This window comes from Paracoccus binzhouensis (assembly GCF_016446475.1).
GTDB classification, from domain to species: Bacteria; Pseudomonadota; Alphaproteobacteria; order Rhodobacterales; family Rhodobacteraceae; genus Paracoccus; species Paracoccus binzhouensis.
The window spans coordinates 22457-37643 of sequence record NZ_JAEHFP010000034.1 but is presented as its reverse complement, the minus strand read 5'-3'; the positions used below and the strand labels follow the sequence as shown (position 1 = coordinate 37643).

General features: G+C 56.3%; 15 protein-coding genes and 1 pseudogene. 3 read left to right on the top strand and 13 right to left on the bottom strand.

Annotation, left to right across the window (positions count from 1 at the left end):
- Positions 1-401: 401 nt before the first annotated feature.
- The 10 genes from I9P22_RS10250 to I9P22_RS10205 all read right to left on the bottom strand — a co-directional run bounded on the left by I9P22_RS10250 (position 402) and on the right by I9P22_RS10205 (position 10182).
- Complete coding sequence (locus tag I9P22_RS10250; protein ID WP_199259385.1) at positions 402-920, bottom strand: DUF2478 domain-containing protein; 519 nt, start codon at positions 918-920, stop codon at positions 402-404.
- A gap of 16 nt (positions 921-936) precedes the next feature.
- Positions 937-2214 (bottom strand): molybdopterin molybdotransferase MoeA, encoded by a 1278-nt coding sequence (locus I9P22_RS10245; protein ID WP_199259384.1) that lies wholly within the window; start codon positions 2212-2214, stop codon positions 937-939.
- Between the two features lie 79 nt (positions 2215-2293).
- Positions 2294-2635 (bottom strand): transposase family protein, encoded by a 342-nt coding sequence (locus I9P22_RS10240; protein ID WP_408635179.1) that lies wholly within the window; start codon positions 2633-2635, stop codon positions 2294-2296.
- Between the two features lie 193 nt (positions 2636-2828).
- On the bottom strand, positions 2829-3140 hold the full coding sequence (locus tag I9P22_RS10235; RefSeq protein WP_199259382.1) for a carboxymuconolactone decarboxylase family protein: 312 nt from the start codon (positions 3138-3140) through the stop codon (positions 2829-2831).
- Positions 3141-3418: 278 nt separating this feature from the next.
- Positions 3419-4480 carry an Mrp/NBP35 family ATP-binding protein gene (locus I9P22_RS10230; RefSeq protein ID WP_199259381.1) on the bottom strand — a complete coding sequence of 354 codons (1062 nt, stop codon included), beginning with the start codon at positions 4478-4480 and terminating at the stop codon, positions 3419-3421.
- 124 nt (positions 4481-4604) lie between these two features.
- Positions 4605-5072, bottom strand: a complete 468-nt coding sequence (locus I9P22_RS10225) for a c-type cytochrome (RefSeq protein ID WP_199259380.1) — start codon at positions 5070-5072, stop codon at positions 4605-4607.
- A complete protein-coding gene (locus I9P22_RS10220) occupies positions 5072-5791 on the bottom strand; it encodes a TorD/DmsD family molecular chaperone (protein WP_199259379.1) in 720 nt (239 codons plus the stop codon). Before I9P22_RS10220 ends, I9P22_RS10225 begins: the two co-directional genes overlap by 1 nt.
- 32 nt (positions 5792-5823) lie before the next feature.
- Entirely contained in the window at positions 5824-6693 is an 870-nt protein-coding gene (locus I9P22_RS10215) for a 4Fe-4S dicluster domain-containing protein (RefSeq protein ID WP_199259378.1), read from the bottom strand.
- 24 nt (positions 6694-6717) lie between these two features.
- Positions 6718-9264, bottom strand: coding sequence for a molybdopterin-dependent oxidoreductase (locus I9P22_RS10210; protein ID WP_199259377.1), 2547 nt, complete (start codon positions 9262-9264; stop codon positions 6718-6720).
- Positions 9265-9300: 36 nt separating this feature from the next.
- On the bottom strand, positions 9301-10182 hold the full coding sequence (locus I9P22_RS10205; protein ID WP_199259376.1) for a chlorite dismutase family protein: 882 nt from the start codon (positions 10180-10182) through the stop codon (positions 9301-9303).
- A gap of 120 nt (positions 10183-10302) precedes the next feature.
- Here I9P22_RS10205 and I9P22_RS25050 point away from each other — a divergent pair, with 120 nt between their 5' ends.
- On the top strand, positions 10303-10737 hold the full coding sequence (locus I9P22_RS25050; RefSeq protein ID WP_367575564.1) for a LysR substrate-binding domain-containing protein: 435 nt from the start codon (positions 10303-10305) through the stop codon (positions 10735-10737).
- Here the strand turns inward: I9P22_RS25050 and I9P22_RS10195 are convergent.
- Positions 10695-11627: pseudogene (locus I9P22_RS10195) on the bottom strand (IS5 family transposase). The gene I9P22_RS25050 and the pseudogene I9P22_RS10195 sit on opposite strands and share 43 nt — an antisense overlap.
- A gap of 14 nt (positions 11628-11641) precedes the next feature.
- On the opposite strand from I9P22_RS10195, the gene I9P22_RS10190 reads away from it, so the two are divergent.
- Positions 11642-12043, top strand: a complete 402-nt coding sequence (locus tag I9P22_RS10190; RefSeq protein WP_199259374.1) for a LysR substrate-binding domain-containing protein — start codon at positions 11642-11644, stop codon at positions 12041-12043.
- A gap of 186 nt (positions 12044-12229) precedes the next feature.
- On the opposite strand, the gene I9P22_RS10185 is transcribed toward I9P22_RS10190, so the two are convergent.
- Together I9P22_RS10185 and I9P22_RS10180 are read right to left on the bottom strand one after the other, a co-directional pair.
- Entirely contained in the window at positions 12230-12721 is a 492-nt protein-coding gene (locus tag I9P22_RS10185) for a hemerythrin domain-containing protein (protein ID WP_199259373.1), read from the bottom strand.
- A gap of 19 nt (positions 12722-12740) precedes the next feature.
- The gene (locus I9P22_RS10180) at positions 12741-13880 is read right to left on the bottom strand and encodes a hypothetical protein (RefSeq protein ID WP_233253311.1); all 1140 of its coding nucleotides are present in this window, start codon (positions 13878-13880) and stop codon (positions 12741-12743) included.
- 226 nt (positions 13881-14106) lie between these two features.
- On the opposite strand from I9P22_RS10180, the gene I9P22_RS10175 reads away from it, so the two are divergent.
- Entirely contained in the window at positions 14107-14991 is an 885-nt protein-coding gene (locus tag I9P22_RS10175; RefSeq protein WP_199259372.1) for a recombinase family protein, read from the top strand.
- Positions 14992-15187: the final 196 nt, after the last annotated feature.

Genomic DNA, 15187 nt, shown 5'->3' with positions numbered 1-15187 from the left:
ATTAAAGGCAAAATCTCATATTTAAGGGCAAAGGACAGCCGTTGATTTCGTTGAATCTCTCATCTCACAATTAAGGGCTACGCGACAACAGGCTTCTCAGGCGGTAGCGCCGCAAGCCAGTGTGCATACTCCTTTGAGCCAATCGCCTTTGAGAAGTGCGGGGCTGTCGGATAGCTTGTATAGCGCGGCACATTGCGGCTCATGTAGGTTTTCAGTGCATCAGTCATAAATGCCCCGATCTGCATTGCCAGCTTCCCGGCTCAAGACTTGGGAAAATGCGTATCGCGATTGACCGCCGCCTTCCGTCGCCCATTCCAAATTCGCGGCCCTTCAATAAGCCGCGCTTCCGCTCAGCTTCCCGGAAAATATTTGGCGCGTCTTTAATCAAGATCACAGATGCCTCAGGCGACATCCCGTTCTTTGCCCATAGCTGCTTGCAGCCAACTGACCAAGACACTTCTCGAAGGCTCAAGCTCTGTTGCCGCCGGGCCTACGAATTCCTGAAACGCGTCCAGGTTCAAAGAGTTGACCCCGACAAGAACAGGAATATCGCGCGAAATCGCCTCTGCAATGACCGATCGAAAACCCCGGCCATCGGCCTCGTGTTTTCCAAATTTATTCACGATCAGAAGCTCGGGAGCGGTATTGAGCTGCATCTCGACCAATCCAACAGCGGTTTCCAAGACTGCGGGATCCAACCTGCATCCTTTCGCTTCCCCTCCGAGGTTCTGCGAAATCCGCAGCACAGGCCCGTCCGGAAGCACCTGAACATCCATGTCACAAGGATGCCCGCCACGATCCGTATTGATCTGAACTGTCCCACAGGTGCGGTAGCCCTCAGCCGCGAGATCTTGCGCCAGCGTGAACAGCAATTGATCTGTATCACCGCGTCCGGGTGCCATCGTATAGGCGATTTTCATGGTCATTCTTCCTCTATCAATCACAGAATGGCTGGAATTCCACCAGCGCGCCTTCTGGCAGGTTTTCAACTTCAGAGGGAATCAGAATGACACCATCCGCGATGGGGAGGCGAGCCACGCGCCCGGAATGGGTGGCATCATCAAAGTGAACACCCTCTCGGCCCATGCCGTCAAACCCGGACAGTTCCGCCAATCGCAATTCACATCGCCCGAACTTGTGACGCAACGGGCGCGACAGGACGACGTGTCTGCGGCGGCTGTGCGGTGCCGTGCCCCCGGACAGACACCGGGAAAGCACTGTCCCAAACATTTGCCAGGCAATGAATGCCGAGAGCGGATTTCCAGGCAAACCGAGCCAATGCACAGCTCCCAATTTCCCGTAGGAAACTGGTTTCCCAGGCTTCATGACGACACCAGTGAACGCCATGAGCAGGCCAAGATCGGTCAACGCAGGTTTTACATGGTCTTCCTCGCCGACAGATATACCGCCGGTGGTAACAATCAGATCGACGCTCTTAGCAAGTTCGCCAAGTTGTCGTCGTAGACCGGCGCGGTTATCCTCACCGGTTTCGACGCGGACAAGTTCAATCCCGGTCGTCTCAATTGCGGCTCTCAACATCGGGGTATTCACATCCCAGATGCCTGAAGTTTTTCGGGAGTCTCCGGTCGTACTCACTTCATCGCCGGTGACCAAAAGAGCAACACGAACGCGACGCCGGACCCTAACAGCCGCTGACCCAGCGGCCGCGCAAGCAGCAATGTCCCGCGCCGTAAGACGACGGCCAGCGGATACGACAACGTCGCCTGCAACCATGTCCTCGCCCGTTCGCCGGACATGCGAACTCGACCTCACCTTTTGCAAGACAACTATTGCGCCTTCGGTGCGCTGGACGTTTTCCTGCATCACTACAGCATCCGCACCCTCCGGCATTGGCGCGCCGGTAAATATCTGCGCAGCGTTTCCAAGGCGAACCGATCCTACGTTCTTCTGCCCGGCCGCAATCCGGTTTGTCACAGGAAGAATCCACGGACCATTCCCCGTCAGGCAGGCTGAATTGATCGCGTAGCCATCCATCGCCGCATTGTCGAACGGTGGCGCGGCCGAGATCGCACAAACAGGCTCACCAAGCACCCTTCCGCGTGCACTGGCAAGAGACAAGATTTCCGTCTCCGCGACCTCAACCGCATTCCGAACAATACGGGCTATCGCCTCGTCGATTGAGACCAAACCGCCCAACTCATCAGCTGCGCCGCACCCGCACCCTTGCTCAACGATTCTTGTCAGAGCTGTCATTGTGCCGCCTCCTGTCGTTGTCTCGAACAAACTTGACGTCATGATACGACACTCCTCCCGTGTGTTTCACACAATCACTCTATACACAGAGCAGGAGAGTTCGTTGATCTAGCACAAGCTCGCTGAAATGGCGCGGCGCGACTGCATTGGCCATGTGCAAGAGTCGCTCGGCAGTCCGCCCACCTGTCGCATGCCCCAAGTGACTGACAATCTCCCCGACACGCGAGGTGCGACGTGCAAACGGACGTGCAACCGATAGGATCTGGTCTGAAAACGTTCGGCGCGGGCAAGCGGAAGCCAAACATCGCCAGCGGCAAACCTGGAGTTCCACTGTGACCTCGTCTCCATGTGCGGGAAAATCCTGTCGCCGATGCGGCCATCCGTGACGTCGTCGTGAACGCAAACCACAGTCAGGGCAAATGCCCTGAGGTGCCAGAGTGCCGGATACAAGCCACCCGCCGGCTTAACGCTTTGAACCGAAACATCGCACACGGGCGACCAGTGCTTCTTTGAAATCACAACTATCCCTCCTGAATCTTCCAGTCTCAGGATAGTTGCGCCACACAGATTGAGGCAGAACCATTTTTTTAGAGGTTTGCCCGCTGCACTGAGGATCAGTCGTCGATATCCTCGATCCAGGTCTTGGCGGCCACGGCGCGGGGTAGGCCAAGCGGTCCGATGGCCAGCATGGCCACCTGAATGATTGCAGCAACTTCGATCCCGTCGACCTTTGCCCGTCGGGTGTGGGAATGCACCGCCCCCTCAGAACCCACGCCGATCGCAAGTGCGAGCTTGACGAGCCGTTTTTCCCGATCGGTCAGCGGCCCGCAATCGGCTGTTGCCTTGCCGAGGGCCGAATAGGCCTTCCAGATATCGGGATGCTCATCGGCGAGGTCGCCGGCGGCACCGGGCATGGATCTGGTCATCTTGGTCTCCTTCATATTTACGGTTTGTCGATCAAAGGCTGGGTTACTCGATATTCCGCGAAAACTTGAACGCCCGGCTGAGGTTTCCGGGCTGATCTCGAGGAAAGAGGCAAGGCGTCGCTTGTCGTGGGGCACATTGAAAGCGGCATCGCCCCCAACTTATGCACTACCAGTCTCGCGTCGCATACGAGCGCGGCAAGCGCGCGGGCCTACTCGCAGGGGACGGTCGCGCCGGTGACGGCGAGGCCCAACATCAGCGGTGGGAAAGCGGGGCGCGATCATGCTACGCCCATGCCTATGAGATCGCGTGCAACCTGCTGGAAGGCCTGCGCCTGCGGGCTGTCAGGCTTGGTAACCACGATGGGCGCGCCGCCGTCTGAGGCGAGCCGGATGTCGAGATGAAGCGGGATTTCCGCCAGCAGCGGCACGCCTAGCCCCTCAGCCTCCGCCTTGACACCACCGTGGCCGAAGATATGCTCTTCTTGCCCGCAGTTAGAGCAGACATGCGCGCTCATGTTCTCGATCATGCCCAGCACCGGCACATCCAACTGATTGAACATGTCGATCGCCCTGCGCGCATCCAGAAGCGCCACGTCTTGCGGCGTCGAGACAATGATTGCGCCGTCCAACTTGGCTTTCTCTGTCAGCGACATCGACACGTCGCCGGTGCCCGGCGGTAGATCGACGATCAGGCAATCGAGCGCGCCCCACTGCACATCCATCAACATCTGTTGCAGCCCGCCCACCAGTCTCGAGCCGCGCCAGAGCAACGCCTGATTTTCGTTCGCCAAGAGGCCGATGGACATCATGGTGACGTCGTGATTGTGCACAGGGAGAAGGACCTTTCCGTCGGGGCTAGTGGGGCGATCCGATACGCCCAACATCCGGGGCTGCGAGGGACCGTGGACATCGGCATCGAGAAGGCCCACCCGGCGGCCCTTGGCGGCGAGCGCGCAGGCGAGATTTGCCGAGACAGTGGATTTGCCCACCCCGCCCTTGCCAGAGGCCACGGCGATGATGTGGTCGACGCCGGGCACGCGCTGCGGCCCCTCGGGTACGACCTTGGGCTTGGGCTTGAGTTCGGGCATCTCCACTGCCGAATGCGCGGTCAGCACCGCCGAGACGCGCTCCGCACCCGCCGATTTCGCTGCCGCCTCGGCGGCTTCGCGGACCGCCTCGTAGGCCTTGACCTTGGAGGGATCGATATCGAGCACGAAGCTAACTGTCTCGCCCTCGACCGTTAGCGCCCGCACCACGCCCGTAGCAACGATATCGGACCCGCTCACCGGGTCGGTGATCCGTTTCAGCGCCTCTAGAACGCCCTCGCGTGTTGTTGTCAATTCAACTCTACCCCTTGATTGTTCCGGTCACCACATCCACCACGCCGAGTTCCTCAACACGACCGACATCTCCACGCCATGAACGCCGCGCCCGCACACTGTATGATCAGTAACGAGTGTCAAGCTATTCGATGAGGGGTGGCGCTATCTCGGGAAGTATCTTGAGATACTCAAGAACACTTTCAATATCAGATCGCGCCAAAATATACTTAAATTGTGGCATGATGATTGCTGGTGGCTCCAGTCTGTTAAGACCTTCGCTGATTTCCTCCATTATTTCCTCATCACGACCTTCAATAATATATCCGTCTGAAAGATCCGGAATGTATTGGTATTCTCCAAAGCTTGAGGCCCTAGGCCCATCGCCCCGACCGAACAACCCATGGCAAACTGAACAATTTTCTGAATAAATTAGGCGCCCATTTTCGGCTGACACTTCAATTACTGACGTGAAATAGGGCATAGGCACCGGACTTGGTGCTGATAGAGACGAGTCCGTTGCCCCATCAGATTTCTCCTGAGAAAATACTGATGTCGGGGTCAGCATGGCGCCGGCCATAAGTAGTCCAATAAACGATATGCGGGTTCCCATCACGATTCCTCCAAGCTTCTGTTGTCGTCCAGGGTAATCTCAGTAAATTCGCCACTGTGGTGATCGATAAAAAGCCGGATCGCACCAACCAAATCCGAGTAAATGTTATCTGGTTCGGCTTTTTGGGCGATCAAAGCCATCTGTGTCACGAAAGGAACGGCAAACCGTGCAAGAAAATAAGCTTGTTTGTCCCTCCAGAACTTTGCAACTTCCCCTTCCTTATCTCGCAAGCTTTCGCTCTCCCGAAAACTCAGGTATTGAAGAAACTCAAGCTCGACGCCGAGGTGGTCGGGAAGTTCCTCGTGCTTATCAGACAACGTCATACCAGATTCTCGGTACGCCTCCTTGACAGCCGTCATTTCTTCGAGACGCTTGGTTTCATCGACTGTAAAAAGCGATCCATAGGGTGGGCAAGGAATAATCGGATAGTTACTCGAGAAAAGCTTGATGTAATCTCCCTCGATTCTTTGGACAGATGACTCCCTAAGATTCCTGAAAAATCGGTCGAAACAATTATACATTTCTTTATCAAAAGCAGCTGGGCGATCAACCTTACTCAGAGTTTCGTCTAACGACTTTTCGGTGGATTCTTGTCGAAAATACTCAATTCCCTGTTCGGCAGGGTGGCCAAAGGCCAGCTCTAGGAAGCTGTAGATTTGACCCCTTGCCATTGCAGTTTCGGAACCGTACAAGTCGGACCTTTTGACCATTTCAGTCATAACACTGTTATCCTTGTTCTAGAGTCGCGAGTTCAGAGATCTTTCATCTTAACCTCTTCCGGCACGGGGTTAGGCTCCTGAATGAGACCCTGCATCGCATATCCAAAGTACTTTTCAACCTCTTCTGGTGGAATATTCCTTGGAGGGACGTACCAGACAGATGGAATAGTTCCGAAGTCCGGGCGATATTGACGGCGTTCGCCTTCACTGATATTGCGATGGGTCGCCTTGAGGCCTACTTCGGGGTCATAAGGCTGTACACCAAGAGACGGATCGCGAATTAGTTTTGAAATCGTACTTTCTGGATCCATTAAGTTTCCGAAAATTCGAATCTTTCCAACACAGCTCTTCACACATTGCGGTTCTTGTCCCTTCTCCAAGAGTGGGAAACAGAATACACACTTCTCTGATTTTCCCGTCGTTGCGTTGTAGTAAATCTTGTCGTATGGGCAAGCCTTCACGCAGTACTGGAAGCCTTTGCAGTCGTCTTGGTCAATCAACACGATCCCATCATCGTTCTTGTATATTGACCGTGTAGGACAGGCCGGTAGGCATGCTGGATTAGCGCAATGGTTGCACGGTCTTGCCAAGTAGAATTGCCAGAGGTCAGGACCGGTGCCTTTGGGTGTGTCCTGGTACAGATTTGGATACCGATAGTCATACTCGTCGTGACTGGCCGTTTCCTCACCGTGACGGGGATATTTTCCATAGGGCGCGGTCGTGACGCTGTTCCAGAACATATCCTCCTGGCCCGAACCGCTCGTCCAAGTATTCTTGCAGGCCATCGTGCAAGTGTGACAGCCAATACATTTGTTGATGTCAATCAGCATCCCATATTGTGCACGATTTCCGTATTTCGGGTTTGGCTGACCATAGTATTTTTGCCAAAGCTCTTCGGACATCTTCTTTCCTTTCAGTTTCGGAAGTTAAGCTTTCTTGACTTCACAAATTTGATCAAAATGCCCGGACACCGGTCCCCAAAAATCTGGTTTGAAGTAGATTTCATGGATCGGATTGATATCAACGCGAGATAGACCGTTCCAATGACCCTCTCGGATTTGTTGCCGTTGCCATCCGAAATAGATCAGAACAGCACCTGTCGGGACTGAGTCGCGAATTTTCACCTTCGCCTTGATGTAACCATGTTGGTTGTACGCAATGGCGTACTTACCCGCTACTAGGTCACGCTTCGCAGCTTCTTCGCGGTTCATCTCAAGCAAAGGTTGGCCGATATCGTCCAATTTAAGGAGAATATCCGTTGTTCTCCAAGACGAGTGAACGCTCCAACGCGTATGTCTTGCGTGGTAAACCAGCGGATAGGCCTGCATGTTTGGGTTTCGTTCCTTTTTCGCCTCGCTCCAAACTTTCGATGTTCCATAGGGTGATGCGACGTGCGGCTCCTTATGAATGGGCAACTGTTCACCGTATTCAATAAACCTGTCTTCGTCCTTATAGAGCTCTTGGCGCCCAGAAGCTGTGGCAAACGTTGCCTTACCTGCAACCTGCTCCGTGAAGGGTACGTAAGTATCAGACAGCATATTTACCTTCACAACCCGCTCTTTTTTCATTCGATCCAGCGTTATGCCTTCCACTTGCGAACCACCGGTCCTCAACAAGAGGTCAGCGACCTGTTCTGGATCATTGTATTCGAATATATCGCCGGTTCCCAATCTCTTGGAGATCTCGTAATAGACCTCTAGGTCCGTCTTAGCCTCATACATCGGCTTTAGTGCACCCTCATGCAACTGAATATACGGGTGCGCAGGCGTCGTGCAGAGATCCATCGGCAATTCGTACCAGCTGACGATGGGGAGCACGATATCGGCAAGTTGCGCGGTACTGCTCATCTGAACTTCCGGAGAAACGATAAATTCGATTTCTTCATCAAGTGTCTTCGCCAGCTGGGCTTGGTCCGAGGCCTGACCAAAGAGATTTCCGCCGGCCGCCCATATACACCGAACCTGACGCCAATACTTTTCCTTTTCCGCCATCGTTTCTGTCGGGCCTTGCACGACATAAGTAGTGTCGAGAGGTAGTGGACGGTAACGCTCGGACCCGCCTTCAGTTTTCTTCGGAAAAAAGTACTCGGTCGGATTAAGGCGCACCTTGTGCTGTCCGGACCAAGGGCCAACTCCGCCACCTGGTTTGCCGATATTACCTGTCATACAACCTAAGGCAATGGTGCACCTTCCCATCAAGTCTCCGTGGTACCAGTGGTTAATGCCGGTGCCAGCCCAGATACTTGCCGGGTCTGCAGAAGCATACTCAACCGCAATCCGTTCAATGACTTCAGTTGGAACACCGGTAATTTCGGAGACTGTTTCTGGATCGTGCTCATCAATCGTTTTGAGAAATAACGTGTGCGAGGTAGAGCAGGAGATCGTTTCACCATTCGCAAGCTTGACCGGCCAGCTTCCCGTCAGCGGTGCCTCATCACTGAAATACACATCGGGAACAGCGGTCTCCGAATCGAGATCAAACACCATGAAGGTTTCAGAATCTCCGTCGGAATCAACATCAGCGGCCTTGAGATACTTTCCGTTATCTTCTCGGATGAGCAACGGGCCACTCGTGGTACGGCGGAGATGCGCCTCGTCTGTGAGCCCTTTCTTGACAATGACATGGCACATACCTAGCGCCAATGCGGCATCAGTTCCAGGGCGAAGCTTTACCCATTCATCAACACCGCTTGCTGTGGGGTCAAAGTAGGGTGAAATGTAAACAAGCTTAACCCCTTTCGCTCTGATATCCGTAAAAAAATGAGCATCAGGCATCCGGGTTTGAAATACATCGGACCCCCAAATGATCGCATATTTAGAGTTAAGCACATCCCGAAACTCATGTTCTTCGCTCTTGACGTTCCACGTTATAGGGTGGGCAAGAGGAAGATCACCGTACCAATTAAAAAACGTACCTATACCGAAACTGTTTACCGAAGCGAAACGAACGCCGGCGCCTTGTTTTATTATCCCGGTCGCTGGCACCGGAGGGTAAAGCCAAACCGTGTTGCTACCATATTTTTCAGAAATTCGTTTGATCTCAGCGGCAATGTAATCAAAAGCTTCGTCCCAACTAAGCCTTTCCCAAATGCCCGCACCGCGCGCACCCACACGCTTCATGGGGTATTTTACCCGATCAGCCGCATACACCCGGCGGTGATAGGTTTGGCCCTTCATACAACCACGAGGATTATACTCATCGTCTGGGTAATCAAGCGGAGGTTCGACTCGTTGAACGATGCCGTCCTTCACAAAAACATTCCAGCCGCAGGACCCCGTGCAGTTTGGCATATTGACGGCGCGGAACTTCGTCTCCCCAAGGAACTTGTCTCGCATTTGTTGTTCCCATGGGCGCGCTTCGGTCTGGACCAAAGCCGCTAATGCGGCGCTGGTTTGACCGAAAGGATTCACCGAGGCACCCACAAGCGCAGCCAAACTGCCCTTGATGAAACTACGTCTTGTTGAAGTGGTCATCTTCTTCTCCTATCCGTGCTTGCTAGCATCGGCGCGTTACTTCAATGCCGAAAGTGTCTTCACCACGTCTTCAATCGGCTGGATGGTCGAAAGGATGGTCGGCTCACCCCACTGTTCATGATACAGATTTTCGGGAACCTGCATCAAAGACACCGCCAAGTTGTTGAACGCATTTAGATCAGCGGTCTCAAAATATGTAATAAAATCGACATCGTCCAATCCGGTCGAATGGTAAAGCTTGCGCTTGACGTTCACGAGGAATTCAAGCGTCGGTGCCGTGTGGACTTCCATCTCCGCAAGGCGTTCTTCCTGACTCATGTTCCACCACTCTGCATTTTTCTCGATGGGAACAACAATCGAATACCTGGGTTCCTCACCTGAGTACGAAGCAGAAGACAGGCCGGCGTTCATTTCTGGCGAATCTTCCCTCGTGATATAGTTCAAGGGTTTCGTGATGCCAGTCAGAGTTTCAGTCACTTCCGAGTGCATCCCAAACCGGGTATTGTTGAAATCTGTCATGAAGTTTTGAGCGGCTTCGAGGTCATAAGCATGTACGCGAAGCATGTAGTCGCTCTCAGAGCTAAGACCCCTCGTCAGATAGGCGTCAACCAGCACATGACTTTTGTGCGCCTCAACAACGGTGAGCACCTCATCAACCGCGCCACGACGCTCAGCCGATCCCGCTTGATAATAATCCGGATTGACTTTGAATGTGGCGAAAACTCCGAAAACACCGGCGTCTTTCAGAATTTTCGAACGGTCAATTTCCTGACCCATCGCCATTCCGGCTTCTGCATTCGCTTGTTGTGCATAGACCATCGTGCCAGACATCGGTCCCGCTGCCACGAGCATGGCAGTGGCTGCTACCGTCAACATTTGAGTTGCATAAGTCCGACGGTTTCTGTAGAAAATTGGCATGCTTTTTTCTCCCAAGCTCTTAGGGCAGTCACTAAATGTGATCCTGCATCAATAGTTTCCATCGCAATTAATCATACGAAGGCTGTAAACTGCCTGCCTTGATTCAGATCAAATACGTCGTTGATCTGCCTCGGTCTACGAGAGATCCAGGCACAGGACGACCGACCCTCCGTGACGATCACAACCACTCTCGCTTTTGCAGGATTGACCTTTCTGTCTCGGTTGGCGGACTTTCACGTTTCTTACCCGGAGATAGACATTCGGGTGATAGAAAGTGACGAGCGGCTTGATTTCGATGTGGACGGGATTGATCTCGCCATACGTTACGGGAAAGGCAGATGGCCCGGCGTGGACGCTATTCATCTGTTTGACGAGGAAACCTTCCCTGTCTGCAGTCCGCGCCTCGCCGAGGAGAACCCTGAACTACGGGATATCAGGAGTATTCCGTTGTTCCGCTTGGCTTTGTTGCGCAAAAAGGTTGAAGCCGAGACTTCCCCTTTCCCCAGACGGACTTATCCCACGGGCTCAGTGTCAGGTATGCCGAGCGCGGTGTAGCCGTTCAGGACGGCGGCACGGACTTGGAGTTCGGCGACCTGGCGATCGAAGTCGCGTGCCATGAGGCTCTGCCCCAGCAGCTTCACGCAATGCATTTTCGTCTCGGCGCGGCTTCGTCGGTGGTAACCGCTCCATTTTCGCCAGATCGCGCGACCGAGGTATTTCGATGCGCGTAGCGCCTCGTTCCTTGCGATCGCACCGGCAGTCGAGGGCTTCCACGGTTTGGCGTTCTTGCGCGGCGGAATGACGGCATGGGCGCCTCGGTCGGCGACGGCGTCATGGCATTTGCGCGTGTCGTAGGCACCATCCGCAGTGACCGAGCCGACCTCCACGTCGGCCGGGATCTGGCTGAGCAGTTCGGGCAGCATTGGCGCGTCACCGACGTTGCTTCCGGTGATCTCGATGGCTCGGATCTCCAGCGTCTGTTCATCGACACCGATGTGGATCTTGCGCCATAGCCGGCGCTTTGTGCCACCATGCTTGCGGGCGTGCCACTCGCCTTCTCCCTCTGCCTTGATGCCGGTGCTGTCGATCAGCAGGTTCAGGGGCCCCTGGGAGCCGCGGTAGGGAATGCTCACGGCCAAGGTTTCCTGGCGCCTGCTCAGCGTGCTGAAATCCGGCACCGACCAGTCGAGGCCGACCAGGCGCAAAAGGCTCTCGACGAAGCCTGTCGTCTGCCGGAGCGCCATGCCGAAGAGGACCTTCATCGTCAGGCACGTCTGGATCGCGGCATCGCTATACTACGGCTGCCGGCCTCGCTTGCCGGTGGGCGGCGGCACCCACGTCATATCTGGGTCGAACCAGATGGTCAGGGAGCCACGTTGCTTCAGCGCTTCGTTGTAGGCCGGCCAGTTCTTGGTCTTGTAGCGCGGCGGGATGGGTCTGCTCATGCAGACCAGCTACCATGCTGGATTCACGAGATGAATCCCCCTTCGGTATTTGCGCAACAAAGCCGTTCCGCTTGCTGAACCTGGACGGCCCGGCACATGCAAGCGAAGATTGGGCGAACCTGTTCAGTCTGGCTGGTGTCGAGAACATCGGCAACCTTGGTGGGTTGTGGTTCACTGATTACGGTAACGTAATCAGCGCGGCCCGCGAAGGAAAAGGTATCGCGATTGGATGGAGGCACGTTGTCGATCGGTATCTACGCACTGGTGAGCTTGTGAACCCGACCGGAGAGATATTCAGAACCGGGAGAGGCTTCTATCTGTTGAGCCAGGAATCTCACCGGCTCAGCGAGCCGGCGCAAATTGTTCACAATTGGATACTGGAAACTTTCGGCGAACAAATCGGCAAGCCTTCCTAGGGTTTACACGGTTCGAACCGGTTGCCCAAAGTCGCTCGTATTAGCGTGACCCGTCGCAAAGCTGCCGGGATGGTGGATTTGGATTGGGTCATTATTAACGCTCACTCAGAAAACGGGTCGAAAGAACGGGCGAGGTGCAGCGTTTCAATCCGCTGCACCGCCCGCCAGTGGGCTGGTCATGATGGCTCATCCGCGCAGGCGGTGATGCAGGATGATCGGCACCGCCAGCTCTTCTTCGTCGCTCAGATGGCGGGCAAGGAAGGCCTCGACCGCCTCGGCCTCGTCACGGGCAGCACTTTCATCAAGCTGAATCAGCTTGATCGTTCGGTTGGCAACCCGCGTGTACCGATCCAGCACTCTGTCCAGCGCCGCGTGGTCCTTTTCCAGAATCTCCAGTCCCGCGTCAAAGCGCGGATCGGCCACTGACAGCTCCGGGAAATAGCTGTGATCCTCCCAGCCGTGATGCCCGTGCAGGTTTCTGACCAGAGCATCTCCGAAATAGGACAGCCGCGCGGCGTAATCCTCCGGGTCGCGGGCGCGGTCAAGATCGCCTTCGGTCTCAGACCGCACGAGATTTCCCAGCCGCCGGAACATCTGATGCGCACCAAGCCAGTGCCGCGTCTTGTCCCTGAAGCCCGGATGGGCCCCCCATGTGTCGCGCGGGTACACGGCATACATGGCGCGCGTGATCGACGCGCTACGGATCTAGTTGATCGAGACGAGCCTCTGGCAATGACGGTTCAGGACCTTTTGGCGCGCCACAGATTGGTTGCATAGCCACTCGCCACATCCGGAACCTGCCCTGCCCGGTAACTTCCCGAATAAGCCCCTGCCCTTCCATCCATGCCAGGTTGCGCTGCACGGCAGCACGGCTGGCGCCGGTGAGGGTTTCAGCCATCGGGGCCGAGAGCAATGGCCACTCGGCCATCACCTCACGCAAGGCAGGCGGCGTGCGTCCTGACAGGGATGCCATGACGGATCCCGCCCGTGCTGACCATGCCTCGATATCGTCGAGGTGGCGCATGGCGGTCAGGGTGGCGCTGTCCATCCCGTCAAGCCAGCGGGCGAGACGGTCGGATGGAGGTCCACCTGTGCGCAGCCCCCCTGCCCCACCCATGGCCAGCGGTGCGAAGACCGCGCCCTTTCCCTCGCTCGCGGCGATCCGGCCCGCTGTGACGGCGGCCTCGATCCGGTCGCCGTGCTGGCCGAGACCCGCAAGGTTCCATAGGTGATAGCCCATGCAGGCGCGGGTAATCGGATGCAGATCGCGCGCCGCCTCCATCAGATCCAGCCAACTTCCCGAGCGATCGGCAAAGCGGTCCGCGTCATCGGCGATGTTCTCGGGGTCGCTGCGATCGAGAAAACCGGCGAAGCCCGACTCGGGCCCCGGACCACCGGTCAGGCGTCGCACGGCCCATCCGACGCGCGCGAGAGCGCCCGTGTCGTCCTGCACGCCGGCCAGGCGCATGGACATCCAGAGCGCAAGTCGATCGGGACTTACCCGGTCGCCGGCAAACCAGCTCAGCTCGGCCGCCTCGATCAGCGCGAGCCGATGCCTCCAGCCCTCGGGGCCGCGCCGCAGCCGCTCGTCCAGCGCGCCCATCCGTCCGGCCACCCGAGCGAGGTGCGCCGCAAGTCCTGCTTCGGCCCGCGCCCAATCGGCGAGGGTCGAGGCTTCATGCGACTCTGCCCGTGGCCCGGGAGGCAAATCATCCGGTTCTTCTTCGAGTGGTCCCGGCAGAAACCAGAGATCCTCTTCGTGAGCCTCGTCATCCTCCTCGATGGTGATGAGGGGATCATCGAAATCATCAGTCAAAGCGGAGGCTTGGGTCTTCATATGTGCAAAATACTGTTCTTTTGCACATTACCCAAGTGATTTTGTGGCGGTTGCCTTCGCTCTTTATATAGCATGCGCGTGCGACTGCCGGTGAAACCTCTCAGATCGCGCTCAGCGCAAGGAAACCAAGGGTTTTTGGACGAGCGCGACGAGAGAGCACCTGCTTGCATTCGTTTACAAACGGTCGTTTATTTATGATACCTTAAACTGCAAACGGCCTGTTTTGATGCCCCTGATCGGCTACGCGCGCGTCTCGACCGAGGATCAGACCCCCCTGCCCCAGTCGCAGGCCCTGAAATCCGCGGGCTGCGTCGAGATCCACGAGGAGCAGGCCTCGGGCGGAAACCGCGCCCGGCCCGTGCTTGCCCGCGTGCTGGACCGGATAGGCAAGGGCGATACGCTGGTCGTCGTGCGCATTGATCGTCTGGCGCGATCGCTGTCGCATCTGCTCGAGGTCATCGAGCGGCTGGAGGCGAAAGGTGCCTTTTTTCGCTCGCTGACCGATCCGATCGACACGTCCTCGCCGCAGGGCAAATTCACCCTGCAAGTTCTCGGCGCCGCGGCCGAGTTCGAGCGCGCCCTGATCCGCGAACGCACCAAGGCGGGGCTGGCCTCGGCGCGCAGCATGGGTCGGATCGGCGGCAACCCGGGACTGCGCGCCCGCGATCCCGCGGCGCTTCGCAAAGTGCGGCTGGCGAGGCAAGACGGTTACATGGATCGCCTGAACGAGACGGCACAGGACTGGGTACCGCACGTTCGTCGCCTGCGGCCCGACATGGCCTGGGAGGACGTGCTGCGCATCATCAACGCTCCCCTGCCCCATGAACGTCAGTGGACACAAAGCCGATTGCTCCGCGCTGTGAACGCGTATGTGCGGGATGGGTTCTTGGACGAAACCGTGTTGGGCCGTGCCGGTCGCCGCGATACCGACGACCGTTTGCCGGCCATCGTTGCCGGCATCAAGGGCGCAAACCCGGAGATTACGCTGCAAGAAATCTGCAACAGGCTCGAGAAAATGCGGGAGCGGACGCCGCGTGGGCGGACCAGCTGGCAGCCGTCATCCGCGAAGATGCTGTTGGAGCGAGCCGAGAGGCTGGGGCTGCTTGATTGAAGTCGCGGGAATCGCCATGCGATTCTTATGATCTGCAGTCCGTAGGCGTCCACAATACATGTTGTGGCCACGACCCCACGACCCACGAGCTGTTGAAGTACGCTGCGAACAAGGCCACCCAACGCACTGATACTTAATGGTTTTCTCTCGTCAGAAATCAGCCCCTTCAACGCGCATACGCCGTTCAACGGTTTGG